24 protein-coding genes are annotated in these 23,203 nt (G+C 73.2%); 11 read left to right on the top strand and 13 right to left on the bottom strand.

Features of this window, described 5'->3' with window-relative positions:
* Positions 1–4: 4 nt before the first annotated feature.
* Complete coding sequence (locus tag AC07FJ_RS22930) at positions 5–709, bottom strand: peptidyl-tRNA hydrolase (RefSeq protein WP_479051191.1); 705 nt, start codon at positions 707–709, stop codon at positions 5–7.
* A gap of 70 nt (positions 710–779) precedes the next feature.
* Between AC07FJ_RS22930 and AC07FJ_RS22925 the strand changes: the two genes are divergently transcribed.
* Together AC07FJ_RS22925 and AC07FJ_RS22920 are read left to right on the top strand one after the other, a co-directional pair.
* Positions 780–1,457 carry an AIM24 family protein gene (locus tag AC07FJ_RS22925; protein WP_479051190.1) on the top strand — a complete coding sequence of 226 codons (678 nt, stop codon included), beginning with the start codon at positions 780–782 and terminating at the stop codon, positions 1,455–1,457.
* A 61-nt stretch (positions 1,458–1,518) separates the two neighbouring features.
* Positions 1,519–1,710 carry a hypothetical protein gene (locus AC07FJ_RS22920; RefSeq protein ID WP_479051189.1) on the top strand — a complete coding sequence of 64 codons (192 nt, stop codon included), beginning with the start codon at positions 1,519–1,521 and terminating at the stop codon, positions 1,708–1,710.
* Between the two features lie 21 nt (positions 1,711–1,731).
* On the opposite strand, the gene AC07FJ_RS22915 is transcribed toward AC07FJ_RS22920, so the two are convergent.
* The 5 genes from AC07FJ_RS22915 to zapE form a co-directional block, all read right to left on the bottom strand.
* Positions 1,732–1,998, bottom strand: a complete 267-nt coding sequence (locus tag AC07FJ_RS22915; protein WP_479051188.1) for a DUF2087 domain-containing protein — start codon at positions 1,996–1,998, stop codon at positions 1,732–1,734.
* Positions 1,999–2,087: 89 nt separating this feature from the next.
* Positions 2,088–2,933 (bottom strand): polysaccharide deacetylase family protein, encoded by an 846-nt coding sequence (locus AC07FJ_RS22910; RefSeq protein WP_479051187.1) that lies wholly within the window; start codon positions 2,931–2,933, stop codon positions 2,088–2,090.
* 94 nt (positions 2,934–3,027) lie between these two features.
* Complete coding sequence (locus tag AC07FJ_RS22905; protein WP_479051186.1) at positions 3,028–4,383, bottom strand: alkaline phosphatase PhoX; 1,356 nt, start codon at positions 4,381–4,383, stop codon at positions 3,028–3,030.
* Positions 4,384–4,635: 252 nt separating this feature from the next.
* Positions 4,636–5,061 (bottom strand): OsmC family protein, encoded by a 426-nt coding sequence (locus AC07FJ_RS22900; protein WP_479051185.1) that lies wholly within the window; start codon positions 5,059–5,061, stop codon positions 4,636–4,638.
* Positions 5,062–5,102: 41 nt separating this feature from the next.
* Complete coding sequence (gene zapE / locus AC07FJ_RS22895; protein WP_479051253.1) at positions 5,103–6,167, bottom strand: cell division protein ZapE; 1,065 nt, start codon at positions 6,165–6,167, stop codon at positions 5,103–5,105.
* A gap of 60 nt (positions 6,168–6,227) precedes the next feature.
* Here zapE and AC07FJ_RS22890 point away from each other — a divergent pair, with 60 nt between their 5' ends.
* The 4 genes from AC07FJ_RS22890 to msrB all read left to right on the top strand — a co-directional run bounded on the left by AC07FJ_RS22890 (position 6,228) and on the right by msrB (position 9,542).
* Positions 6,228–7,028: a pyrimidine reductase family protein gene (locus AC07FJ_RS22890; protein ID WP_361424706.1), complete on the top strand. Its 801-nt coding sequence runs from the start codon at positions 6,228–6,230 to the stop codon at positions 7,026–7,028.
* 136 nt (positions 7,029–7,164) lie between these two features.
* On the top strand, positions 7,165–7,650 hold the full coding sequence (locus AC07FJ_RS22885) for an indole-3-glycerol phosphate synthase (protein WP_479051184.1): 486 nt from the start codon (positions 7,165–7,167) through the stop codon (positions 7,648–7,650).
* 43 nt (positions 7,651–7,693) lie between these two features.
* Positions 7,694–9,124, top strand: a complete 1,431-nt coding sequence (murC, locus tag AC07FJ_RS22880; protein WP_479051183.1) for a UDP-N-acetylmuramate--L-alanine ligase — start codon at positions 7,694–7,696, stop codon at positions 9,122–9,124.
* Between the two features lie 10 nt (positions 9,125–9,134).
* Positions 9,135–9,542, top strand: a complete 408-nt coding sequence (gene msrB / locus AC07FJ_RS22875; protein WP_479051182.1) for a peptide-methionine (R)-S-oxide reductase MsrB — start codon at positions 9,135–9,137, stop codon at positions 9,540–9,542.
* 25 nt (positions 9,543–9,567) lie between these two features.
* On the opposite strand, the gene AC07FJ_RS22870 is transcribed toward msrB, so the two are convergent.
* From AC07FJ_RS22870 to AC07FJ_RS22855, 4 genes are read right to left on the bottom strand one after another with little or no spacing between them, the layout of a single operon-like run.
* Complete coding sequence (locus tag AC07FJ_RS22870) at positions 9,568–10,569, bottom strand: GNAT family N-acetyltransferase (RefSeq protein WP_479051181.1); 1,002 nt, start codon at positions 10,567–10,569, stop codon at positions 9,568–9,570.
* Positions 10,566–11,924: an MFS transporter gene (locus tag AC07FJ_RS22865; protein ID WP_479051180.1), complete on the bottom strand. Its 1,359-nt coding sequence runs from the start codon at positions 11,922–11,924 to the stop codon at positions 10,566–10,568. The genes AC07FJ_RS22870 and AC07FJ_RS22865 overlap by 4 nt, the downstream gene beginning before the upstream one ends.
* Positions 11,921–13,171: an ATP-grasp domain-containing protein gene (locus tag AC07FJ_RS22860; RefSeq protein WP_479051179.1), complete on the bottom strand. Its 1,251-nt coding sequence runs from the start codon at positions 13,169–13,171 to the stop codon at positions 11,921–11,923. The genes AC07FJ_RS22865 and AC07FJ_RS22860 overlap by 4 nt, the downstream gene beginning before the upstream one ends.
* Position 13,172: 1 nt before the next feature.
* On the bottom strand, positions 13,173–14,408 hold the full coding sequence (locus tag AC07FJ_RS22855) for an ATP-grasp domain-containing protein (RefSeq protein ID WP_479051178.1): 1,236 nt from the start codon (positions 14,406–14,408) through the stop codon (positions 13,173–13,175).
* Positions 14,409–14,703: 295 nt separating this feature from the next.
* On the opposite strand from AC07FJ_RS22855, the gene AC07FJ_RS22850 reads away from it, so the two are divergent.
* The gene (locus tag AC07FJ_RS22850; protein WP_479051177.1) at positions 14,704–16,149 is read left to right on the top strand and encodes a coproporphyrinogen-III oxidase family protein; all 1,446 of its coding nucleotides are present in this window, start codon (positions 14,704–14,706) and stop codon (positions 16,147–16,149) included.
* A complete protein-coding gene (locus AC07FJ_RS22845) occupies positions 16,146–17,246 on the top strand; it encodes a DUF1152 domain-containing protein (protein WP_479051176.1) in 1,101 nt (366 codons plus the stop codon). The genes AC07FJ_RS22850 and AC07FJ_RS22845 overlap by 4 nt, the downstream gene beginning before the upstream one ends.
* 124 nt (positions 17,247–17,370) lie before the next feature.
* Here AC07FJ_RS22845 and AC07FJ_RS22840 read toward each other — a convergent pair whose 3' ends face one another.
* Positions 17,371–17,769 (bottom strand): VOC family protein, encoded by a 399-nt coding sequence (locus AC07FJ_RS22840; protein ID WP_479051175.1) that lies wholly within the window; start codon positions 17,767–17,769, stop codon positions 17,371–17,373.
* Between the two features lie 49 nt (positions 17,770–17,818).
* On the opposite strand from AC07FJ_RS22840, the gene AC07FJ_RS22835 reads away from it, so the two are divergent.
* Positions 17,819–18,454 carry a nucleoside/nucleotide kinase family protein gene (locus AC07FJ_RS22835; protein WP_479051174.1) on the top strand — a complete coding sequence of 212 codons (636 nt, stop codon included), beginning with the start codon at positions 17,819–17,821 and terminating at the stop codon, positions 18,452–18,454.
* A 99-nt stretch (positions 18,455–18,553) separates the two neighbouring features.
* Complete coding sequence (locus AC07FJ_RS22830; protein WP_479051173.1) at positions 18,554–19,678, top strand: M24 family metallopeptidase; 1,125 nt, start codon at positions 18,554–18,556, stop codon at positions 19,676–19,678.
* Between the two features lie 16 nt (positions 19,679–19,694).
* Here the strand turns inward: AC07FJ_RS22830 and treZ are convergent, their stop codons facing one another.
* Both treZ and AC07FJ_RS22820 read right to left on the bottom strand, forming a co-directional pair.
* The gene (treZ, locus tag AC07FJ_RS22825) at positions 19,695–21,449 is read right to left on the bottom strand and encodes a malto-oligosyltrehalose trehalohydrolase (RefSeq protein WP_479051172.1); all 1,755 of its coding nucleotides are present in this window, start codon (positions 21,447–21,449) and stop codon (positions 19,695–19,697) included.
* 129 nt (positions 21,450–21,578) lie between these two features.
* On the bottom strand, positions 21,579–22,487 hold the full coding sequence (locus tag AC07FJ_RS22820) for a GNAT family N-acetyltransferase (RefSeq protein WP_479051171.1): 909 nt from the start codon (positions 22,485–22,487) through the stop codon (positions 21,579–21,581).
* Positions 22,488–22,615: 128 nt separating this feature from the next.
* Between AC07FJ_RS22820 and AC07FJ_RS22815 the strand changes: the two genes are divergently transcribed.
* Positions 22,616–23,173, top strand: coding sequence for a DUF1707 and FHA domain-containing protein (locus tag AC07FJ_RS22815; RefSeq protein WP_361424739.1), 558 nt, complete (start codon positions 22,616–22,618; stop codon positions 23,171–23,173).
* The last annotated feature ends 30 nt before the right edge of the window (positions 23,174–23,203 follow it).

The raw sequence follows: 23,203 nt of genomic DNA, 5'->3' as shown, positions 1-23,203 counted from the left end.
GCGTTCAGTTGACCCGTACGGGAAAGTCGGCGACGACCGTAGTGCTGTTTGGAGCGACCTCCGTGAACCCGGCGTCCCGCACGACGGGCCGCCCGCTCGCGGTCAGCTCCGCCCACCGGCCGGGGTCCGCGGTGCGCACCGCGAGCGGGAAACCGGCCTCGCGCCACGCCTTGCGCCGGGCGTCGTCCAGGGCCCACCACAGCAGCTGCGCGCCGTGCCCCACCTGGGCCATCTCCTTGCCGGTCGACATGCGCAGCCCGGGGTTGAGCCACAGCACCACCTGCCCCGGCCCGACGTCCGGCAGCGCTCCGGTGTCGTCCAGCTCGGTGCCGGAGACCTGGAGCTTGGCCAGCTCCTTGGGCCAGCCGTCCACCGGTACGGGCGGGAAGACCCGCACCTCGGCGGTGCCACCGGTGACGGTGATGCCCGGCAGCCGCGACGCCTTGCGCCACTCCGCGCCGCGCGCCCGGCGCACCACCTTGCGGATCCGCGCGTCCTCCCAGTCCCGGACGGCCCGGGCCCATGCGCCGTCGCCCAGGGACCGGTCGTCGGAGAGCATCACGACCACCGCGCGTGCCGCGGTCTCCAGGGCGTCGGTACGCGCGGGCGGACCGTCCCGCTCGATGCGTACGACGAGGGGAAGGGCGAACTCGGGGCGTGCGGGGACTTCGGGGGTTTCCGGGGCTCCGGGGGCTTCTGCGCTGCTCACCGGGACAGTCTGCCAGCCGGGCCGGAGGAGCTCCTTGGCGGAGCCGCGGATTCCGGGACAGGATGCCCGTATGAAGAGCGATCTTTTCGCGTCCGACAACCTGGCGCAGCAGGCCGCGGCGCCCGGCATGACGCTCCAGAACGCCAAGTCGGTCAAGTACGCGGTCAACGGCGAGATGTACGCCCGGCAGGGCTCGATGATCGCCTTCCGCGGCAACCTCCAGTTCGAGCGCAAGGGCCAGGGCTTGGGCGGCATGCTCAAGCGCGCCGTCACCGGCGAGGGGCTGCCGCTGATGGCCGTGCGCGGCCAGGGCGAGGCGTGGTTCGCCCACGAGGCGCAGAACTGCTTCCTCGTCGACATCGAGCAGGGCGACGCGCTCACCGTCAACGGCCGCAACGTCCTGTGCTTCGACCCGACCCTCTCGTACGAGATCAGGACCGTGAAGGGTGCCGGCATGACCGGCGGCGGGCTCTTCAACAGCGTCTTCACCGGGTACGGAAAGCTCGCCGTCGTCTGCGACGGCAGCCCCATCGTCATCCCCGTCACCGCCCACCAGCCCGTGTATGTGGACACCGACGCCGTCGTCGGCTGGAGCGCCCAGCTCGACACCGGGCTCCACCGCTCCCAGTCCGTCGGCTCCATGATCCGCGGCGGCTCGGGAGAGGCGGTGCAGCTGATGCTCCGGGGCGAGGGTTTCGTGATCGTCCGGCCCAGCGAGCTCACTCCGCAGAAGGTGGCACAGAGCTGACCCTCCCCGTGGCGCGGGCGTGCTGGCTCACCGCGTGGCGCGAGTGAGTACGCTCGTACGTATGGACGATCCGTACGACGACGCGTACTGCGAGACGGAGACGAAGCCGGTTCCCCCGGCTGCCGGCGAGGGGCCGTACGCCGCCTGCGTCCTGTGCCAGGAGCCGACCGAGTACCCGGAGTCGACCAAGGGCATCACGCTGTGCCCGGTCTGCGAGTGGCGCGAGGCCGAGCGCACGGCCTGCTCCGGCTAGTCTCCGGCGGCGTTCCGCGTCCTACGCGGCGCGGCGGTAGCTGCTGCCGTCCCTGGTACGGGTCAGCAGCCCCGCCACCACCAGGTACCGGCGCAGGGCGGAGTAGTCCTCGTGGACGGTCAGCAGCGCGTCGTTGACCTCGCGCTCGGTGTAGCCCCGGTCCCGCTCGAACAGCGTTTCCGTCAGGTGGTTGAGCAGCTGCTCGCGGCGGGCCGCCTTGCGCGGGATGGCGGTCAGCCGGCCGCGCGAGAAGAGGGCGGCCACGCCGCCGTGGGTGGTGTCGGACATGGCCGGAAGCCTGGCAGCCGGGCCTCCGGCCGGGCAACGCCTTTTCGTGCGACGGCTTTGCGTGCGACGCCTTGTCGGGCGGCGCCGCTTCACCTGCCCATCAGCTCGGACACCTTCACGAACCGGTAGCCGCGCCTGCGCAGCTCCGGCACGATCGTGCGGACCGCCTGTTCGGTCACGGGCGCCGCGCTGCGGGTGCAGTGCAGCACCACCAGGGAGCCCGGTCGCACACCGGCGAGGACCTGTTCGGCCACCGCGTCCGGGTCGGTCGCGAAGGCGTCGCCGCCGACCACGTCCCACTGCACGGCGGTCACCCGCGCGGGCGCCAGGGCGCGCAGCGCGTCGTCGTCGTAGCAGCCGCCGGGGAAGCGGAAGTACGGCACGACGTTGCGCACGCCCGCCGCCCGGAAGGCGTCGAAGGCGCGGCGTACGTCGGCGGCCATGGCCCGCCCGTCGCCGGCCTCAAGGGCGGGGAGCCCGTAGCAGGGCGCCTTGAAGGCGTAGTGGCTGTAGGAGTGGTTGGCGACCTCGAAGCGCGGGTCGGCGCCGATGGCCTTCGCCTGGTCGGGGTACTGCTCGGCCCAGCGGCCCGTCATGAAGATCGTCGCGTCGACCTCCAGGCGCTTGAGCGTGGCGATCAGCTGCGGGTTGTCGAACCGCTCGCCGCTCGCCGCCCGCGACCCCTGGCCGGCCGTCATGTCGGCGTCGAAGGTCAGGGCGACCGTCTTCTCGGTCCGGGCGGGTCCCCGGGTGAACACGGGCGTGAGGCCACCGGGGCCGGGCGCCATCGTCGGCGGCGTACGCGGGGCGACGCGTGCGGGGGAGGGGGACGGGGAGGCGCTCGGCGACCCGGCGGGCGGCGGGGCGTGTGCGACGCCGGAGCCGCTTCCGCCGCAGCCGGTCAGAGCGGCGGCGAGAGCGGCGAGAGCGGTCACCGACGACAGCTTCCGGACAGCACACCGTACAGGTTCGATCACATAGTGAAACTATATGATTAATGGACGGTCCGGGCGGAGCGCTGCGCCCGTGTCACCGCCACGGACCGGTGACGGCGAACGTCGTCCCCGGGGAGTAGCAGTTCACGTACATCGTGCCGCCGTCCGGCGAGAAGGTGACGCCCGCGAACTCGCCCCACTCCGGCGCCTCGGGCGTACCGATGTTCTGCGCGTTGCGCGCCATCGGGTACACCTCGCCGTGCTTGGTCAGCCCGTACACGTGCTGCCCGCCGTCGCCGTCCTCGCACACCATCAGCCCGCCGCTCGGCGCCAGGCAGATGTTGTCGGGGGACTCGCCCGGCAGCTGGAGGTCGGTGCTCGGCCCGAAGACGACGACCAGCGTGAGCCGGCGCCGGTGCGGCTCGTACCTCCACACCTGGCCGTAGTGGTCGGCCGCCGATCCCTGCGAGGCGCGCGCGAAGCTGGAGACGAAGTAGACGGACCGGCCGCCCCAGTAGCAGCCCTCCAGCTTCTGGGCGTGCGTGATGCCCTTGCGCCCGAAGTCCTGGATGCGGATGGGGGTCTCGCGCGCCTGCGGGTCGGGTACGGGCACCCACTCGATGCCGTCGAACACCGCCCCGGTCTCCTGGATCGCGGACAGGTCCGGCACGCCCGGCACCCGCATCGCCTCCAGCTCGCCGCCCGCGCGCAGCGAGCCGGTGCCGCCGAGCGGCTTGTCCGGCAGGAAGCGGTAGAAGAGGCCGAACGGCTGCTGGAAGGCGTCCTCCGTCTCGTACACGATCCCGCTGTACGGGTCGACGGCGATCGCCTCGTGCTGGAATCGGCCCATCGCGGTCAGCGGGACGGCCCCGGTGTTCCGCGGGTCGACGGGGTCGACCTCGAAGATGAAGCCGTGGTCCTTGGTGTAGCCGTTGGTGCCCGCCTTGGACTCGTTCTCCTCGCAGGTGAGCCAGGTGTTCCAAGGAGTGGGCCCGCCCGCGCAGTTGACGGCCGTGCCGGCGACGCCGACGCGCTCGCCGAGGACGTTGTTGCGTGCGTCGAGCTCTATGACCGTGCAGCCGCCCCGTGCCCCGGGGTCGTAGGTCAGTCCCCCTATCGTCGGCACCGGAGCCCTGCCGCTGTGGCTGTTCTCGTGGTTGCGCACGAGCAGGACCCGGCCGCGCGGGCCGCGGAAGGCGCCCATGCCGTCGGGGTTGCTCGGCACGCGGCCCTCGGACCCGAGCGGGCCGCCCTCGCGGGAGAGGACCTTGTAGCGGAAGCCCTTCGGCAGGTCGAGCAGGCCGGCGGGGTCGGGCACGAGCGGACCGTAACCGGCGTGGCCGCGGGCGGCGGCCGTACCCGCGAAGACCTCGGAGACGGCCCCGGTGAAGGCGATGGAGGCGACGGACGCCCCGGTACGGGCCAGGATCTGACGGCGTGTTGCGGACATGAGGCACCAACCTTCTGCTGGCGGCGACAGGAGGTGTGACGTGACCCGCACGTGTGTATCACGCGGTGTGGTGACACGTGAACAGTGCGGACGGTGTGAACCGCGGGGGCCGTGCGGGCCACGTCGCCTCACCCGTACGAGAGGAGCCGGACGGACGCGTCGGGCGATCGTCGCGCGGCCGTCAGGCGCCCGACAGGCGGAGAGACGGACGGAGAGACGGACGGAGAGACAGGTGGAACCTCGGGCGGAGCGTCAGGCGAGCTTCGCCGTGAGGGTGATCTCCGTGCCCGTGAGGGCCTGGCTGACCGGGCAGCCCGCCTTCGCGTCCTCGGCGGCCTTGACGAAGCCGGCCTCGTCCAGCCCCGGCACCTCGCCCTCCACGGTGAGGTGGATGCCCGTGATGCCCTTGCCGGGCTGGAAGGTCACGTCGGCCTGGGTGTTCAGGCGGGTGGGAGGGTTGCCCGCCTTGGTGAGGGCGCCGGAGAGGAACATCGAGAAGCAGCTGGAGTGCGCGGCGGCGATGAGCTCCTCCGGGCTCGTCTTGCCGTTCGGCTCCTCGGCGCGGGCCGGCCAGGAGACCGGGTAGCTGCCGATGCCGGACGAGTCGAGGGACACGGTGCCCGTGCCCTCGGTGAGGTTGCCTTCCCAGACGGTGTGCGCGTGACGCGTGGTGGCCATGTGGGTTCCCTTCGGAAGGACGGTCCCGACTGGCCCCAAACCTACTGCTCCACCAGCCGCTTCGCGTCGCGCGCCAACGCGGTGAGCCGCGAGATCGCCCGGAAGTACTTCTTGCGGTACCCGCCGTTCAGCATCTCGTCACTGAACAGCTGGTCGAACGGCAGCCCGGAGGCGAGGACCGGCACCTCCCGGTCGTACAGCCGGTCGGCCAGGACGACCAGCCGCAGCGCCGTCGACTGGTCCGGCACCGGCTCCACGCCGGTGAGGCAGACCGCCGCGACGCCGTCGGTCAGCGCCCCGTACCGGCTCGGGTGGACCCGGGCCAGGTGCTCCAGCAGACGCGGGAAGGAGTCGAGCGACGCGCCGGGCGTGGCGTGCGCCGCCTTCGTCACCTGCTCGTCGGCGTACGGCGGCGGGGCCTCGGGGAGCCCGCGGTGGCGGTAGTCCTCGCCGTCGATGCGCAGCGGCCGGAAGTGGGCGGAGAGGCCCTGGATCTCGCGGAGGAAGTCCGCGGCGGCGAACCGGCCCTCGCCGAGCTTGCCCGGCAGCGTGTTCGACGTGGCGGCCAGCGCCACGCCCGCCTCGACCAGCTTGCCGAGGAGCGTCGACACGAGCACGGTGTCGCCCGGGTCGTCCAGCTCGAACTCGTCGATGCACAGCAGCCGGTGCCCGCTGAGCGTGGCGACGGTCTGCTGGAAGCCGAGCGCCCCCACGAGGTTCGTCAGCTCCACGAAGGTGCCGAAGGCCTTGAGCGACGGCTCCGCCGGGGTGGCGTGCCACAGCGAGGCCAGCAGGTGCGTCTTGCCGACGCCGTACCCGCCGTCCAGGTACACCCCGCGCGGCGCGGAGGGCGCGGCGGGCTTCCGCTGGAACCAGCGGCGCTTGCCGGCGCCGCTCGCGTGCGCGCCCCCCAGCCCGGCGGCGAACGAGCTCAGCACCTCGACCGCCTGGGTCTGGCTGGGCTGGTTCGGGTCGGGGATGTACGTGTCGAAGCGCACCGCGTCGAACCGCGGCGGCGGCACCATCTCGGCGACCAGCCGCTCGGCGGGGACGCGCGGCTCGCGGGCACACAGGGACAGCGGGGCCGGGGCCGCTTCGGTGGTCATGGCACGGGGGGCACTGGTGGACACGTTTCCCACTCTAAGCGCCGTGTCAGACTGCACGGCATGCGACGCCTGTTCCCTGTGACCGACCCGACACCCGCGGCGGCCGAGCACCGCGAGTGGTCCCTCGACGAGCTGGCCGAGGCCTACGCGTACCCCGACCGGCAGCCGGACCCCCGGCCCGGCGCCTCGCCGGGAGGCCTGTCGTGGCTGCGCGCCAACATGGTGTCCTCCCTGGACGGGGCCGCCCAGCACGACGGCCGCTCCGAGCCCATCTCGTCCGCCGCCGACATGCGGATCTTCGGCACCCTGCGGGCGCTCGCCGACGTGGTGATCGTCGGCGCCGAGACCGTACGGGCGGAGGGCTACCGCCCGGCACGCGCGCGTGAGGCCTTCGCGGCGCGCCGGGCGGCGGCCGGACAGGGGCCCGCTCCCGCGATCGCGGTGGTCAGCGCCTCGCTGGCCCTGGACTTCTCGGCTCCGCTGTTCACGCAGCCCCTCGTGCCGACGCTGCTGCTCACCGGGGCCGCGGCGCCCCCGGAGCGGGTGCGGGAGGCCGAGCGGGCGGGCGCCGAGGTGCTCGTCGCGGGCGACGGGCCGGGCGTCGAGCCGGCGCGGGCGGTACGGGTGCTGGCCGAGCGCGGCCTGACCCGCCAGCTCACGGAGGGCGGGCCGCGGCTGCTGGGGCAGCTGGTGGCGGCCGGGGTGCTGGACGAACTGTGCCTGACGGTTTCGCCCACCCTCACCGCGGGGAACGCGCAGCGCATCGCCGGCGGGCCGTCGCTGGCGGTGCCGGAACGATTCGCGCTCGACTCGATCCTGGAGGAGGAAGGTTTTCTCTTCACCCGGTACCGGCGCCCCTGAGGGCGTGCCCCGGGGGCCCTCCCGCTCGTGGCAATAAGCGGAATAGGTCGTTCCGGTTCGCTCCGGGTGGGCACACTAATCTCGCAGTCCCCGTGCGGCCACGGGGAAGGATGGTTTCCGCAGAAGGGCATCCGAGGTGTTCACAAGCGTTCTCATGATCGAAAAGCCGCTGTCCCGGGTGGACGTGGATTTCGTCACGGACCTGCACGGAGACGAGGGCGCTTCCTTCATCGTGCTGATGCAGCCCCGCGGCGACCAGTCCGTCGTCCTGCTCCGGGCCATCGACGACGTCGCCATGGGCGACCTGAAGGAAGCGGTCCGCGAGGGCAAGCAGCCCGAGGGAAGAGCCGCCGAGCTGCCCGCCCGGCAGGCCCTGGAGCACTCGCTCCAGGCGCTGCGCGACGCGGGCTGCGAAGCCGTGGGCCAGGTCGTCGAGGACCACCCCCTCGACAAGCTGAAAGCCGTCGTGGAGGAGGCGCAGGCGGACGAGGTCATCGTGCTGACCGCACCCCACTACGTCGAGGAGTTCTTCCACCGCGACTGGGCCTCCCGCGCCCGCCACAAGGTCGGCGTACCGGTGCTGAAGCTGTTCGCGCACAACGACGAGGCGCCGACCGAATAGGCTGGGGCCGCTCACGTACCGCCACACCCGGGGAGACACACGCATGGCACCCGCCATCCCTGCCGCCGCTGCCGCGATTCCCGCAGCCATGGAACGGCCGCACTTCATCGGCATCGGCGGCGCCGGAATGTCGGGCATCGCCAAGATCCTCGCCCAGCGCGGGGCGAAGGTCGCCGGCAGCGACGCGCGCGACTCCGAGACCGCCGCCGCCCTGCGCGCCCTGGGCGCGACCGTCCACATCGGGCACGCCGCCGAGCACGTGGCCGCCGACACCAGCTGCGTCGTCGTCTCCAGCGCCATCCGCGCCGACAACCCGGAGCTGGCCCGCGCCACCGAGCTCGCCATCCCCGTCGTCCACCGCTCCGACGCGCTCGCCGCCCTCATGACCGGCCTGCGCTCCATCGCCGTGGCCGGCACGCACGGCAAGACCACGACCACGTCGATGCTCGCCGTCGCCCTCACCGAGCTCGGCCTCGACCCCTCGTACGCCATCGGCGGCGACCTCGCCGGGCCGGGCACCAACGCGCTCCACGGCGACGGCGGCATCTTCGTCGCGGAGGCCGACGAGAGCGACCGCAGCTTCCAGAAGTACGACCCCGAGGTCGCCATCGTCCTCAACGTCGAGCTGGACCACCACGCGAACTACGCCTCCATGGACGAGATCTACGAGTCCTTCGAGGCCTTCGTCGCCAAGATCCACCCGGGCGGGACCCTGGTCGTCGGCGAGCACGCGGGCGCCCGCGAGCTGGCGGGCCGGGTCTCGGGCCGGCCGGACCTGCACGTGGTGACCGTGGGCGAGGCGGAGCACTCCGACGTCTGGATCCGCAGGATCACGCCCAAGGGCATGACCAGCGAGGTCAGCGTGGTCCTCCCGGACCGCCACGACGAGATCGTCTTCACCGTCTCGGTGCCCGGCCGCCACTACGCCCACAACGCCGCCGCCGCCCTCGCCGCCGGCGCCCGCCTCGGCATCGACCCGGCCGCCCTCGCCCAGGCCCTCACCGCGTACACCGGCGTCGGCCGGCGCCTCCAGCTCAAGGGCGAGGCCGCGGGCGTCCAGGTCATCGACTCGTACGCGCACCACCCCACCGAGATGACCGCCGACCTGGAGGCGATGCGCGCCGCCGCCGGGTCCGAGCGCCGCCTGCTGGTCGTCTTCCAGCCGCACCTGTTCTCCCGCACCCAAGAGCTGGGCACCGAGATGGGCCAGGCGCTGGCGCTCGCCGACGCCTCCGTGGTCCTCGACATCTACCCGGCCCGCGAGGACCCGATCCCGGGCGTGACCAGCGCCCTGATCATCGACGCGGCCCGCGCGGCGGGCGCCGACGTCACGCCGGTGTCCGACAAGGACACCGTGCCGGACGTCGTCGCGGGAATGGCCGGGCCCGGCGACCTCGTTCTGACGATGGGCGCGGGCGACGTCACGGACCTCGGGCCGAGGATCCTGGACCGCATCGCCCGCCTGGCGAACTGAGGAGGGCCCGATGGCGTACGAGGTCGAGAAGCCGGACGAGCAGTGGCGTGCGGAGCTGTCCCCGGAGGAGTACCACGTCCTGCGCGAGGCCGGCACGGAGCGCCCCTTCACCGGTGAGTACACCGACACCAAGACCAAGGGCGTCTACTCCTGCCGCGCGTGCGGGGCGGAACTCTTCACCTCCGACACGAAGTTCGCATCGCACTGCGGCTGGCCCTCCTTCTACGACCCGAAGGAGAGCGACGCCGTCGAGCTGATCGAGGACCGCACGTACGGCATGGTCCGCACCGAGGTCCGCTGCGCCCGCTGCGGCTCGCACCTCGGGCACGTCTTCGAGGGCGAGGGCTACCCGACGCCGACGGACCAGCGGTACTGCATCAACTCGGTCTCGCTGCGGCTGGTCCCCGACGGGGACTGAGCGCGGCGGGCCGGGTCCCGGGCGCTCAGGCGCCCGGGACCGCCCACAGCGGCGCGGTGACCGCTCCGCGGAGCGTCTTGGCGCGGAGGGACTCCATGCCGAGATGGAGGGCGGTGGCCCCGTGGGCGCACGCGTCCTCGATGGGCAGGTAGTACACGAGGTTGAAGTACTCGTGCGCGCCTCGCAGCCGCGCGTAGTCGTAGCCGGTGGCGCGGAGCCAGACGGTGCCCGCGTGGCGGTAGAAGAGGCTGAAGGCGACCATGCGGTCTTCGGCGTACGCGGCGAGGACGGTTCCGCTGTCGCCCATGCCGTCGGCCTGGTCGCGCAGCAGCCGGGCCATGACGGCGGGGTCGGCCGGGTGGCCGTGGCGCTCCTGGAGCTGGGCGAGGAGGGCGCCGGCGGCGTCGGCGCACGCGGAGAGCCGCAGGGTGCGCACCTCGTATCCGGCTTCCGCGAAGGCCCGGCGCTCGCGGCGGACGGCGACGCGCCGCTTCGACGGCAGGCCCGCGAGGTAGGCGTCGAAGGTGCCGCCGCTCAGCGGGATGCGCGCGTCCTCGCCCAGCCGTATCGGCTCGGTGCCGCAGGCCTCGGCGAGTTCGGCCGCCGCCGTGTCGGTGACGTACAGCCACCACGGCTGTGCCTCCCGGGCGGCGGCGAGGGACGCGGCTGCGGACACGAGCCGGCCCAGGGCCTCGCGCCGCCGGGCGGGGCCGAGGCCGGGATGGAGGAGCGGGGCGTTGAGGTAGCCGCGGCGGGCTCCCGCGAGCAGGGGCCTGGCCGGTGCGCGGCCGGGGAGCAGCTCGTGCACGCGGTAGAGGGCGTTGGGCTCGGAGTCGACCGCGTACAGCGGTGCGGCGGCGATCAGCCGGCCGTCGTCGTGCACCAGGGCGTAGCGGACCTGGGCGGTGGAGTCGTGCTGCTGGGCGGCGAGCCACCGGTGGGAGAGGTAGAAGCCCGCCTGCGCGGCCAGCGCGTCCCAGGACGCGGCGGGGACGTCCATGACGTCGGACACGAGGGTGACGATCACGGCAGAGGTTCCTCCGGGTCGGCGGGTGGGGCGAGGGCGCGGGCCGCGGGGACGGCGAGCACGCTGAGGCAGGCGAGGAGCAGCCAGGGCAGTACGGGCTGCCGGCTCAGGAGCGCGGTGAGGACGACGGGCGCCGCGGCGCCGCCGAGGGACCAGGACAGCTGGAAGGCTGCGTGGTGGCGGCCGCCCGCCTCGGCGGGGGCCAGGCTGACGGAGAGTTCGTTCAGTGCGGGGGAGCTGAGGATCTCCGACAGGGTGAACAGCAGCATCGCCGCCACCAGGACGGAGGCCACGGTCCAGCCGGGCGCACCCTTCCAGGCGAGGGGCGCTGCGAAGAGGGCGAAGGCGCCGGCGCCGACGAGGAATCCGCCCGCGATCGCACGGTGCGGGCGGTGGCGTGCCGAGCGGCGGGTGAGCGCGGGGGTGAGGAGGGCGACGGCGGCCGTGTTCACGACCAGCAGGGTGGCGGGGAGCCACGCGCCCGCGCCCAGGGTGCCGGTGACGTACACGGCGAGCAGGACCGGCGGCACCATCTGTGCGAGGACGAACGCGAGATTGACCGCGACGAGCAGGAGGTAGCGGCCGTCCCGGAGGAGGGCGGGCCGGCGCCTCCGCCGAGCCGGCGCGGCACCGCCGTCCCGTGGGCCGGTCAGGGTCTTCGGTTCCGGTGGCGTCTTCGGTTCCGGCGGGCGTCCGGCGGGCTTCCAGGTGAAGAACAGCAGCGCCGCGCACAGGAACGTGGCGGCGTTCGCGGCGATGAGCACGGAGAGGCTGCCCGGCCCGAACAGGGCCAGGGCGACGGCCGAGACGGCGGCCCCGGCTCCGATGCCGAGGTTGCGCAGGGACGAGATGAACCCGAACCACAGGCGCTCCTCGCCCGGCACACTCGCCAGGGGCACCAGGCTGCGGGCGGCCGTCCAGTAGAGGTTGATACCGGCCTGGACGACGAGGTAGGCGAAACTGATCTGCCACGGCGAACGGACCCCCAGGAAGACCGCGAACCCGGCGGCGGAGACGAGGTTGGCGACCGCGACGACCGCCTTCGGACCGAAGCGGTCCAGCAGGAACCCGCCGAGCGCGGGGGCGGGCAGCGCGAGGAGGTTCCCCAGGGTGAGCGCCGCACCGATCTCGGTGAGGGAGAGGCGGGTGGCGTGCGTGAGGTAGACGACCGTGAAGGCGAACATGAGACCGGTGCCGAGGCTGTCGACCGCGTGTGCGGCGACGAAGCGGCCCGCTCCGGTGAGTACGGGCAGCCCCGCCCGTGCCCGCAGCCCGCCGCCGCCCGGTCCGTCACCCGGTGCGTCCCCCGGGGCGGTGAGACGGCGTGCCGATCGCCTGCCGGTGCGGATCCTCACGGGACCGCGGGGGTCAGGAGGCGGCGGATCTTGTCGAGCCGGGAGGCCGAGAGGAAGCCGGTCCGCGCGCACAGCTCGGACAGTTCCTTCACCGCGCGCCGCTCGTCGCCCCGCTCCACGGTGAACGTCAGGATGCCGCCGTGGTCGCGGCCGCCCATGACCAGGTCGTGCCAGGTGACCAGGTTGATACGGGCGCGGAGTTCGGCGACCAGCGCGGGGGTGGGGCTCGCGGTGAGGCACTCGATCGCGAAGCGCTCGGCCGGGGCGTCCGTGCGGGTCGGCCAGGTGCCGTCCAGGATGTCGAGGAGCGCCACGAAGGTGTTGAGCCCACTGGCGGCGATGGACAGAGTGGTGGCGCCGCCGATCCGGGGGTTGATCTCCAGGACGTGGTAGACGCCGTCGGCGTGGATCATGTCGATGTTGACCGACCCCTCGACCCCGAGGTCCGCGCACAGCTCCACCAGGCGCCGCGCCGTGGGGCCGAAGTCGTCCTCCCGGGTGGGATCGACGGAGCGCACGTCCTCGAAGGTGAACGCGGGCGGACCTCCCGCGGTGCCGGTCCAGACGAGCGGCATGACGGTGTAGTGGCCGCCGGCGCCGACGATGTCGACCGAGCAGAGCCGCCCGCCGACACACTTCTCCAGGACCGCGTGCGCCGCCGGCCGGGCGGCCAGGTACCCGTCGAGCGCGGCCCGGTCGGGCAGGAACTCGATGCCCATGCTGGTGGAGTCCCACAGCGGCTTGGCCATGAGGGGGTAGCCGAGGTCCTGGGCCGCGAGGCGGACGGCGTCCGGGTAGGCGGGGACGGGCAGCGCACGGCCGTTGAGGAGGTCACCGTCGACCAGGACGGCGGGCGGGGTGGTGAGGCCGTGCGCGTGCAGGACCCGCTTGGTCTCCCACTTGTCGCACAGGACGCGCGTGGCGGCGAGAGGCGTCATGACCGTGCGGACGCCCAGCGCCTCCAGCTTCGTCTTGACGACGGCGTCACGCAGGGCGTGCTCGTCCGGCAGGGAGATCGCCACGGCGGCGTCGGCCCCCCAGGCGCGCACACGCCCGACGAACTCGTCCGGGGTCGCGGTGCGGTCGAGCCGCTCGCTCGTGCCCGGGAACAGCTCGGGGCCGCCGTCCCCGTGGGTGTGGAAGAGCCGGGCCTCGGCTCCGAGCCGCGCCAGGGCGGGCGCGATGCCGTGGATGTACGGGTCGGCCCTCCGGATGTCGACGGACCGGAGGAACGCGATGCGCTGCATGTCAGCTCACTTCGATGCGGGTGTGGGCGAGTGCGTGGGCGGCGTCGGTGTTGACCTGGCCGGGGGTCGCGGCGGCGAAGACCAGGTGGCCGATGCGGGCCGAGTTGTCGCGGGCACTGCCGACGGCGGTGCCGGGTGTGGTCGTGATGTGCCGGCCGACCAGGCCGTCGTGCCGGCCGAGGATGGTCACCCCGCGGAAGGTGCCCGCTCGCGGCGGGGTGAGGAACCGGATCGCGCACGCCCCTTCCCGGGGCGCGGGTACGTCCGGCTTCTCGTCGAGAACCGCCTGGAGGTACGCCCGGGCCTCGTCGATGCCGGAGGCGCGGCGGACGACCTCCACGAGGTGGTCCCCGGGCAGGCGGGCGCCGACCTCGATGACGACGGGGCCCGCGCCGGACGGGATCTTGAGCTCGGTGTGGGCGACGCCGTTGCGGATGCCGAGCGCCTTCAGGGCCCGTTCGGTGGCCGCCCGCAGGGCGCGGACGTCGGCGGGCGGTAGGGTGGCGGGGCAGGTGTGGCCGGTCTCCGCCCGGTAGGCACCGCCGGTGGTGTGCTTCTCGACCACGGGCAGGTGCACGTACTCGTCGCGCCAGACCACGGTGTCGAGGCTGAACTCGGGCCCGGAGACGTACTCCTGGAGGACGACGCGCTGGTCCATGGGCAGGCCGTGCGGGGCGGCGACCGGCCAGGACTGGGCGTGCCGTACGGCGAGGTCCAGCTCTTCGGGCCTCTTGACCACGCTGACACCCCACGAGCCGCCCTGCTCGGCCGGCTTGACGACCACCGGGAACCCGATGCCGGCGCGGTCGAGTGCGCGCGCCGCCTGCCCGGCCGTGTGCACGGTGACCGTGCGCGGCGCCGCCACCCGGCCCGCCGCGAAGGCCAGGGCCATCTCGGCCTTGTTCCGGCACGCCTGGGCGCGCAGCGGGTCGTTGCCGGGCAGCCCGAGGCGCTGGGCCAGCCGGGCGACGAGCGGGGTGAAGAGCTCCCAGCAGCCGGCCACCGCGTCGATCCCCGTCGCCCCGGCGAACGCGGACAGGTCCGCCAGCGCCCGCTCCGGGTCGGTGAGGTCGGTGAACACCGTGCCGTCGATCCCGTCGCGCAGCGCCGCGGGGTAGCTCGCGTACACGTCCTCGTGGGTGGCGACGAAGACGTCGTGCCCGAGCGCGTGGGCGGCGTCCAGCAGATACGGGCCCGAATTCGCGAGTGCTTCGATCAGCAGGATCTTCTTCTTCACGCAGCGCAGTAGACCTCACCCGCTGGACCACGGCCATGAACGTAACCACCAGAGCGCGGCATTGATCAGGCGTCAGCGGTTGGAGCAAGCTACAGCCGGGGGCGGAAGCGCGAGATCTTAGAGTTTCAGTTTTGCGGAAGCGACTGTTCCGCTGGAGTTAGGGTCATCGCACGGGACAACAGCCCCCAAAAGACCCGGTTTTCGTGGGTACCGGGTGTGGGTTCCGGCCACCGATCGCGGCTTGACTCTCGGATTGACCCGAACCGTCACACCTGTACGAGAGGGACAACTTCGCGTGACCGGCTACGCCGCACAGCTCACCGACTTCATCCGCCAGGGCGTCATCCCGCCGTACAACTACTCCTACCCGTCGCGCTCCACCTACCGGCCGCTCGACGGCCGCTGGACCGTCGAGGAGGCGTGGCAGCGGGACCTGAGCGTCCATCAGGTACCCGAGCTCAACCTGTACCTGCACGTGCCGTTCTGCCGCTACAAATGCGGCTTCTGCAACCTGTACACCGTCATCAGCGAGGACGCCGACGTCTACACGGCGTACATGGACGCGCTGTGCACCCAGCTCCGCGACCACGCCGACATCATCCGCGCCCGCCGGCTGCGCACCGTCTACATCGGCGGCGGCACCCCGAGCCTGCTGTCGCTGCGCCACTTCGAGAAGCTGTTCGGCACGCTGGACGAGGTCTACCCCAACTGGCGCTCCACCGTCGAGGAAGTGGCCATCGAGGCCACCCCGGACTCCATCGTCAACGAGCCCGCCACCCTCGAAGGCCTGCTGCAGCTCGGCCTGACCCGGGCCAACATCGGCATCCAGTCGCTCGTGCCGAAGGAGATACGCGAGGCCGGACGGGGCCAGGCGGGCGAGCAGGTCATCCGCCGGGCCGTCGAGATCGTGCAGGACAAGGGCCTGCCCGACCTCTCGACCGACCTCATCATGGGCTTCGCCGGCCAGACCGACGAGACCTGGCGGACGTCGGTCGACGAACTCGCGAAGCTCGAACCGACCACCATCAGCACCTACTTCCTGACCGTGCGCCCCGACGCCTGGTTCTCCAAGACGGGCGCCTACCAGTACGCCCAGTCCCCGAACCTGTACGAGCGCTACGACTACGCCCGGCAGGTCTTCACCGACCACGGTTACGTGCAGGAGGGCTCCGTCCGCTACAAGAAGCTCGGCCGCGGCGGCTACCGGCAGAAGGTGCTCACCTTCCACGGCGTGCCGCTGCTCGGGCTCGGTGTGGGCGCCCGCTCCTACACCGGCGTCCTCGACTACATGGTGGGCTCCGTCAAACCGTCCATGTCCGAAGTCGCCGACTACATCGCCAAGGCCAACGCCCACGCGCTGCAGCCCCTCACCGGCTTCGTCCTCGACGACGAGGAGATCATCCGCAAGCGCCTCGTCCTGGACACCTTCGACCTGGACCTGGCCGAACTGGACCGGTTCGGCTACCAGGACAAGGCCCACCTCTTCGAGCCGATCCTGGACGCCGCCGAGGAGACCGGACTCCTGCGCCGACTCGGCCGCCGCGTCCAGCTCACCCCGGAGGGCTTCAAGTACCGCGACATCCTGTCCTGGATGTTCTTCTCCGACGCCGTCGTCCAGCTCGACCGCGAGTACTACGAGGGTCTGCACGAGCAGAACGAGCGGGCCCGGAAGCACATGGGCACGCCGATCGGCATCTCCGGCATCCGTACGGGCACGCGTACCGCCGGGGCGGCTTCGTGACCGAGCTGTTCATCGCGGCGGGCGGCGGCGGCGACCCGGTCGGCACCGCCCTCGTCCACGCGAACCTGGGCGCCGGGGCCGACGCCGTGGTCCTCACCTACGCCTGGGAGCGCCTCACCGTCGATCCGCTGCCCGGCGCCCTCGCCCCGGACCACTTCACCGGTCTCGACCACGCCACCCTGCCCGTGCCGCTCGTCACCCCCGGCACGAAGCCGGTCGCGCCGCGGGTGTCCACCCTGCCCCGGCTCGCCGGACGGCTGCCGACGAGGCTCGGGCTCCTCGACCCCTACGCCGGGGTGGAGGGCCTCGCCGAGCAGATAGGCCGGACCGCCCGCGCACTCGGCGCCGACCACATCGGCGTCGTGGACATGGGCGGCGACATCCTCGCCCACGGCGACGAGCCCACCCTCGCCAGTCCCCTGCTCGACGCGCTCGTGCTCGCGGCCTGCCGGCTGGCGGGCGTGCGCACCACCGTGTACGTCGCCGGCCCCGGCCTCGACGGAGAGGTACCCGAAGAGACCCTGCTGCCCCGCCTCGTCGGCGACGGCACCACTCTCGACCCCACCCTCCCGGCCTGGGCGGTGGACGTCCTGCGCTGGCACCCGTCCGAGGCCAGCACCCTGCTCGCCGCTGCCGCGACCGGGCTGCGCGGCCCCTGCGTCACGCGGTCGGGCGAGACGGTCCCGATCCCGCTCACCGATCGCAGCGGGCGCGTCTGGGACCTGTCGCTCACCCACGCCCTGGACCACAACGGCCTCGCCCAGGGCCTGCTGGACAGCCGCCCCGACACCCTGGCAGGCGCGGAGGAGGTGAGCCTGAAGCTGTACGGGTTCAACGAGGTGGAACGCGAGCGCCGGCGGGCGACCGTCGGGGGGAACACGGCCCGCGGCCGGATCGACGACACGGCCTTCCTGGGCGAGCTGGACGCCTGGCTCGACGTCCAGCGCGCCGGCAACCCCGGCGCCCGGTACGCGAGCGTACGCTGCGCCGTCGAGTCCCTGGGCTACGACTGGCGCCTGACGGAACACGTCCGCGACCTGCTGACCCGGCACCGTCCGGGCGTGGACGCCTTCCCGCTGCTGTCGCTGACGGACTGACGGACTGACGGGCCGAGCGCGTGTGGCGCAAGGCGCGTGGCACGTGGGGGAGGGGGAGAGGGGTGGCGTCGGGCAGCGGGCCCGCCCCTTCCGCAGCCGTCCCACCGGTCCGGCCCGGCCGGCCTCACGCGGGCTGCAGCAGGTCCCAGCGGTTGCCGTAGAGGTCCTCGAAGACCGCCACCGTGCCGTACGGCTCGTGGCGCGGCTCCTCCAGGAAGCGCACGCCCGCCGCGCGCATCCGGGCGTGGTCGGCGGCGAAGTCCCCGGTGTGGAGGAAGAACCCGACGCGCCCGCCGGTCTGGGCGCCCACGCTCGCCTCCTGCTCCTCGCCCGCCGCCCGGGCGAGGAGCAGCCCGGTCGCCGCGCCGGCGCCGCGCGGGCGGACGACCACCCAGCGGCCGCCGTCCGGCCGGGGGCTGTCCTCGACGAGCTCGAAGCCGAGCGCGCCGGTGTAGAAGGCGAGGGCTTCGTCGTAGTCGCGGACGACGAGGGTGACGAGGGCGATGTACGAGGTGGGGCTCATGGAGTCAGGTTATACGTATGACGGGCACCAGGTGGGGCACCTGGGAACAATGCCGTCCATGGATGCGCAGCAACTCGCCGAGCTCACCGCCCGCGCCCGCCGCCTCGCCGTCCCCGGGGCCCGCCGGGTCCTGGGCCTCGCCGGCGCACCCGGCGCGGGCAAGTCCACGCTCGCGGGCCGCCTGGTCGACCGCCTCGACGGGCTGGCCGTCCTCGTCCCGATGGACGGCTTCCACCTCGCCCAGGCCGAGCTGCGGCGCCTCGGTCGCGCCGACCGCAAGGGCGCCCCCGACACCTTCGACGCCGCCGGATACGTCGCCCTCCTCACGCGGCTGCGCGCCGCCGAACCCGGCGTCACCGTCTACGCGCCCGCCTTCGACCGCGCCCTGGAGGAACCGGTCGCCGGCAGCATCCCCGTCGCCGCCGACGTCCCGCTCGTCATCACCGAGGGCAACTACCTGCTGCACGGCGAGGGGCAGTGGGCCGCCGTGCGCGGACTCCTCGACGAAGTCTGGTTCCTGGAGCTGGACGACCGCCGCCGCGTCCGCCGGCTCGTCGAACGCCACGTCCGCTTCGGCAAGGCGCGGCCGTACGCCGAGCGCTGGGTCCGCGAGTCCGACGAGGCCAACGCCCGCCTGGTCGCCGCCGGCCGCGACAGCGCGGACCTCGTGGTGCCGGTGTCCTGAACCTCTCGTACGCGGTCGTCGGCCGCGAGCGTCTCGGTTGCGCGGCCGGCGAGCCGCCGCGGAGGATGGCCTGGCCGAGGACCAGGGAGGAAGCACCCCATGGACAGCACGCCCGCTCCGTTCACCGCCGACGACTACCGTGCCCGCATGGCCCGCGCCGCCGACGCCGCGGCGGCGGCCGGGCTCGCGGGGCTGCTCGTCGCGCCCGGCCCCGACCTGGTGTACCTCACCGGGTACCGCGTTCCCGCCGACACCGAGCGGCTCACGCTCCTCGTGCTCGTGCCCGGCGAGGAGCCGGTGCTCGTCGTACCGGCGCTGGAGGCCCCCGACGCCGCGCGGGCCGCGGGCGCCGCCGCGCTCACGCTGCGGGACTGGACCGACGCCGTGGACCCGTACGCCGTCGCCGCGCCGCTCCTCGACCCCAAGGGCCGCTTCGGCGTCAGCGACAACGCCTGGGCCCTGCACCTCCTCGGGCTCCAGCGGCGCCTGCCCGACAGCGCGTACGCCGCGCTCACCGAGGCGCTGCCCATGCTGCGCGCGGTCAAGGACGCGCGGGAGCTGGAGCGCGTGGAGGCGGCCGGGGCCGCCGCCGACGCGGCGTACCGCGAGATCCTCAAGGTGCGCTTCTCCGGGCGCAAGGAGACCGACGTCGCCGCCGACCTCGCGGCGCTGCTGCTGAACTTCGGCCACTCCCAGGTGGACTTCACCGTCGTCGGCTCCGGCCCCAACGGCGCCAACCCGCACCACGAGGCGGGCGACCGCACCATCGAGGAGGGCGACATGGTCGTCCTCGACTTCGGCGGCCTGAAGCACGGGTACGGCTCCGACACCTCCCGTACCGTCCACGTCGGCGAGCCCACCCCCGAGGAGCGCCGCGTCCACGACCTCGTACGGGAGGCGCAGCAGGCCGGGGTCGCGGCGGTCCGGCCCGGGGTGGCGTGCCAGGAGGTGGACCGGGCCGCCCGCGCCGTGATCACCGAGGCCGGGTACGGCGAGCACTTCATCCACCGCACCGGCCACGGCATCGGCGTCACCACGCACGAACCGCCGTACATGATCGAGGGCGAGGAGCTGCCGCTCGTCCCCGGCATGTGCTTCTCCGTCGAGCCCGGGATCTACCTCCCGGGCCGCTTCGGCGTGCGGATCGAGGACATCGTCACGGTCACGGAGGACGGTGCCCGCCGCTTCAACACCACCTCGCGCGAGCTCGCGATCGTGGAGTGACCGCGGGTGGACGCGCTCAGTGGTCGGTCGCGTCCGTGAGGACCACGCAGGACTCCGGGGGCAGGAGCACCGTGCCCTCGCCGTCCGGGTCCTCGACCGGCTCCCAGGCCGCCAGCACCCGCGCGGGCGCACCCAGCGGCACCCGGGCGGGCTCCTTCGCGAAGTTGACGACCACGCGCAGGTCCCCGCGCCGGTACGCCAGCCAGCGCGCCGACGCGTCGTAGGAGACGCGGATCGCCGCCAGGTCCGGGTCGGTCAGATCGGGCTGGGCGGCCCGCAGCGCGATCAGCTCCCGGTGCCAGGCCAGCAGCCGCGCGTGCGGCTCCCGCTCGCGCTCCGCCCAGTCCAGACAGGACCGGTCCCGCGTGGCCGGGTCCTGAGGGTCCGGCACGTCCTCCTCGGCCCAGCCGTGCGCCGCGAACTCCCGCCGCCGCCCGTTGCGTACGGCCTCGGCCAGCTCCGGGTCCGTGTGGTCGGTGAAGAACTGCCAAGGCGTGCCCGCGCCCCACTCCTCGCCCATGAAGAGCATCGGCGTGAACGGCGCGGTCAGTACCAGAGCCGCCGCGCACGCGAGCAGCCCGGGGGAGCAGGACGCCGAAAGCCGGTCGCCGGTGGCGCGGTTGCCGATCTGGTCGTGGGTCTGGGCGTAGCCGAGGAACCGGTGCGCGGGCGTCGTCTCCCGGTCGACCGGCCGGCCGTGCGTGCGGCCCCGGAAGGAGGAGTAGGTTCCGTCGTGGAAGAAGACGTGCTGGAGCGTCTTGGCGAGCGCGGCGAGCGGGGCGCGTGCGAAGTCGGCGTAGTAGCCCTGGGACTCGCCGGTGAGCGTGGTGTGCAGGGCGTGGTGGAAGTCGTCGTTCCACTGGGCGTGCAGCCCGAGGCCCTCCTCCTCGCGCGGCCGCGTCGTGCGCGGGTCGGCCTGGTCGGACTCGGCGATCAGGAACAGCTCACGGCCCTGCTCGGCGGCGAGTTCGTCCACCGCCGCCGACAGCTCCTCCAGGAACGGCAGCGCCCGCGTGTCGGCGAGCGCGTGCACCGCGTCGAGGCGGAGGCCGTCGATCCGGTAGTCGCGCAGCCAGGCGAGTGCGCTGCCCAGCAGGTACGCGCGGACCTCGTCCGACCCGGGCGCGTCCAGGTTCACGGCCGCGCCCCACGGGGTGTGGTGGGTGTCGGTGAAGTACGGACCGAAGGCGGGGAGGTAGTTGCCGGACGGGCCCAGGTGGTTGTGGACCACGTCCAGCACCACGCCGAGGCCCAGGCCGTGTGCGGTGTCGACGAACCGCTTCAGCGCCTCGGGGCCGCCGTAGGGCTCGTGCACCGCCCACAGCGACACCCCTTCGTAGCCCCAGCCGTGCCGGCCGGGGAAGGGGCACAGCGGCATCAGCTCCACGTGCGTGACGCCCAGCTCGACGAGGTGGTCCAGCCGCGCGGCCGCCGCGTCGAACGTGCCCTCGCGCGTGTACGTGCCGATGTGCAGCTCGTACAGCACGGCGCCGCGCAGCCCGCGCGGGGGCGAGCCGTGCCGCCACTCGTACGCCGCGTGGTCCACGACCGCGCTCAGCCCGTCGGGCCCGTCGGGCTGGCGGCGCGAGCGCGGATCCGGCAGGACGGGCCCGCCGTCCAGCGCGAAGCCGTACCGCGCGCCCTCACCGGCCGCCGCCTCGGCCAGCCACCAGCCGTCCCGCCGCATGTCGCGCGCCATGGGGTGCCGGGCACCCTCCAACTGGAGCTCGACCCGTTCCTCCGCCTCCGGCGCCCACACCTCGAACAGCACTGGCGATCCCCTTGTCGTCGAATCCCCCGATGCCTCCATCCTGGCAAGATCGAGAACCGGAAGCACGACACTTGGCCGAACGCGCGAGCCGCGTCGCGAGCCGCGCCGCCGGCCCGCGTCGGCCGTCGGTCACACCAGGTGCACGCGCTCCTGCACGACGGGGTGGTTGGCCCGGGCGAAGTGCTTCGCCATGGGGAAGTTGCCCTGGTCGGTCGCCCCGGCGATGAACTGCGCGCCCCGCTCGGCCAGGAAGTGCGTGCACTCGACCAGCAGGTCGTACGCGTACCCGTGTCCGCGCTGCTCCGGTACGACGCCGATGAAGCCGACGATCGGACCGGCGGTGTTGCGCGCGGGTATCTGGAGGCCGACGACCTCGCCGTCCGGCGTGTACGCCACCTGCCACCACTCGCGCGGCGACGGCCACCAGCGGAAGAAGTCCAGCTCCTCCTGCGCGGCCGCGTCCGGGCCGCCCTGGGCGATGGCGTGGAGCGCGTGCGCGTCCAGCGTGACGGAGTGGACCCGGCGCAGGATCTCGAATATCACGTCGTCGTCCGGCTCCGGCCGGAACTCCAGCCGGCCGGGCCGCTCCGGGAGCCCGCACTCCGGCGTCCAGTGGTACCGGAACCGCTCGACGAGGAGCCGCATCCCCGCCGCCTGGGCGGCCGCTATGCGTGCCTCACCCGCCGCCCGCACGCCGGGCTGCTCGCGCCACCCGGCCGGCAGGATCAGCTCGTACTCGGTCCGGTGTGCGGCGCGGCGCAGCAGTTCGGCGCCGGCCTCGTCCTCGCCGTCGGCGAAGTCGAACCAGTTGAGCAGCATGGGCTCGGTGTCGTCCGGCCCGCCCCACCAGGCGGCGCGGGCGACCACCTCGCCGTCGCGCTCGGCGACCCAGGTCCACTCCGGGCGGTAGTCGCCGCCCTCCGCCACCGTGCGGTAGTCGACACCGGTGATGACCCGGCCCACCAGCCCGGGGTCCCGCAGCGTGTGGAACAGCCGTGCCTCGTCCGCGCCGAGAGCGCGTACGGTCAGATCGCTCATGTGCTCTTCTTCCCCCTGAAGTCCCCCGCGGTCCCTCGGAGGGATCACGTATCAAGACCGTACCAAGGGCGTCTGACAACGGGGTTCTGTCTGGACACCCCGGGCCGACCGGACCGACAATCACACATGTGACGTCGCATTCCGAGTTCCACACGTATTCCGCCCGGCTGTCGGACGCCGAACGGGACCGTGTCCTGGGGATGCTCCGCGAGGGCGCCGCGCAGGGCAAGCTGTCGCACGACACCTTCCTGCACCGCATGGAGCTCGCCCTCGTCGCCCAGCGCCCCGACCAACTGGCCGCGCTCACCGCCGACCTGCGCACCGAAGGCCGCTGGGCGAAGCGGGTGTTCGGCGTCGTCGAGCGGATGTCGGCCTTCACCGTACGTCTGGGGCGGGCGTGGCAGGCCGAGCGGCTGCCGAAGCTGCTGCTCCCCGAACCCGGCCCGTACCCCCTGCGCATCGGCCGAGACCCCGCCAACGGCCTGCGGCTCAGCCACGAGACGGTGTCCCGGGCGCACGCCGAGCTGTCCCTGCAGGGCGACCACTGGCTGCTGCGCGACCTCGGCTCCACCAACGGCACCACCGTCAACGGCCGTCGCGTCACCGGCACGGTCGTCGTACGGGCCGGCGACCTGGTGGCGTTCGGACAGATGAGCTTCCGCCTCACCGCGCGCTCCACCCGCTGACGCGCGGTCAAGGGGCACGCGGTCAGGGAG

Source organism: Streptomyces sp. NPDC045998, from assembly GCF_056430285.1.
Note: the sequence above shows the minus strand (reverse complement) of the source record. Positions and strands in the feature narration are given on the sequence as shown.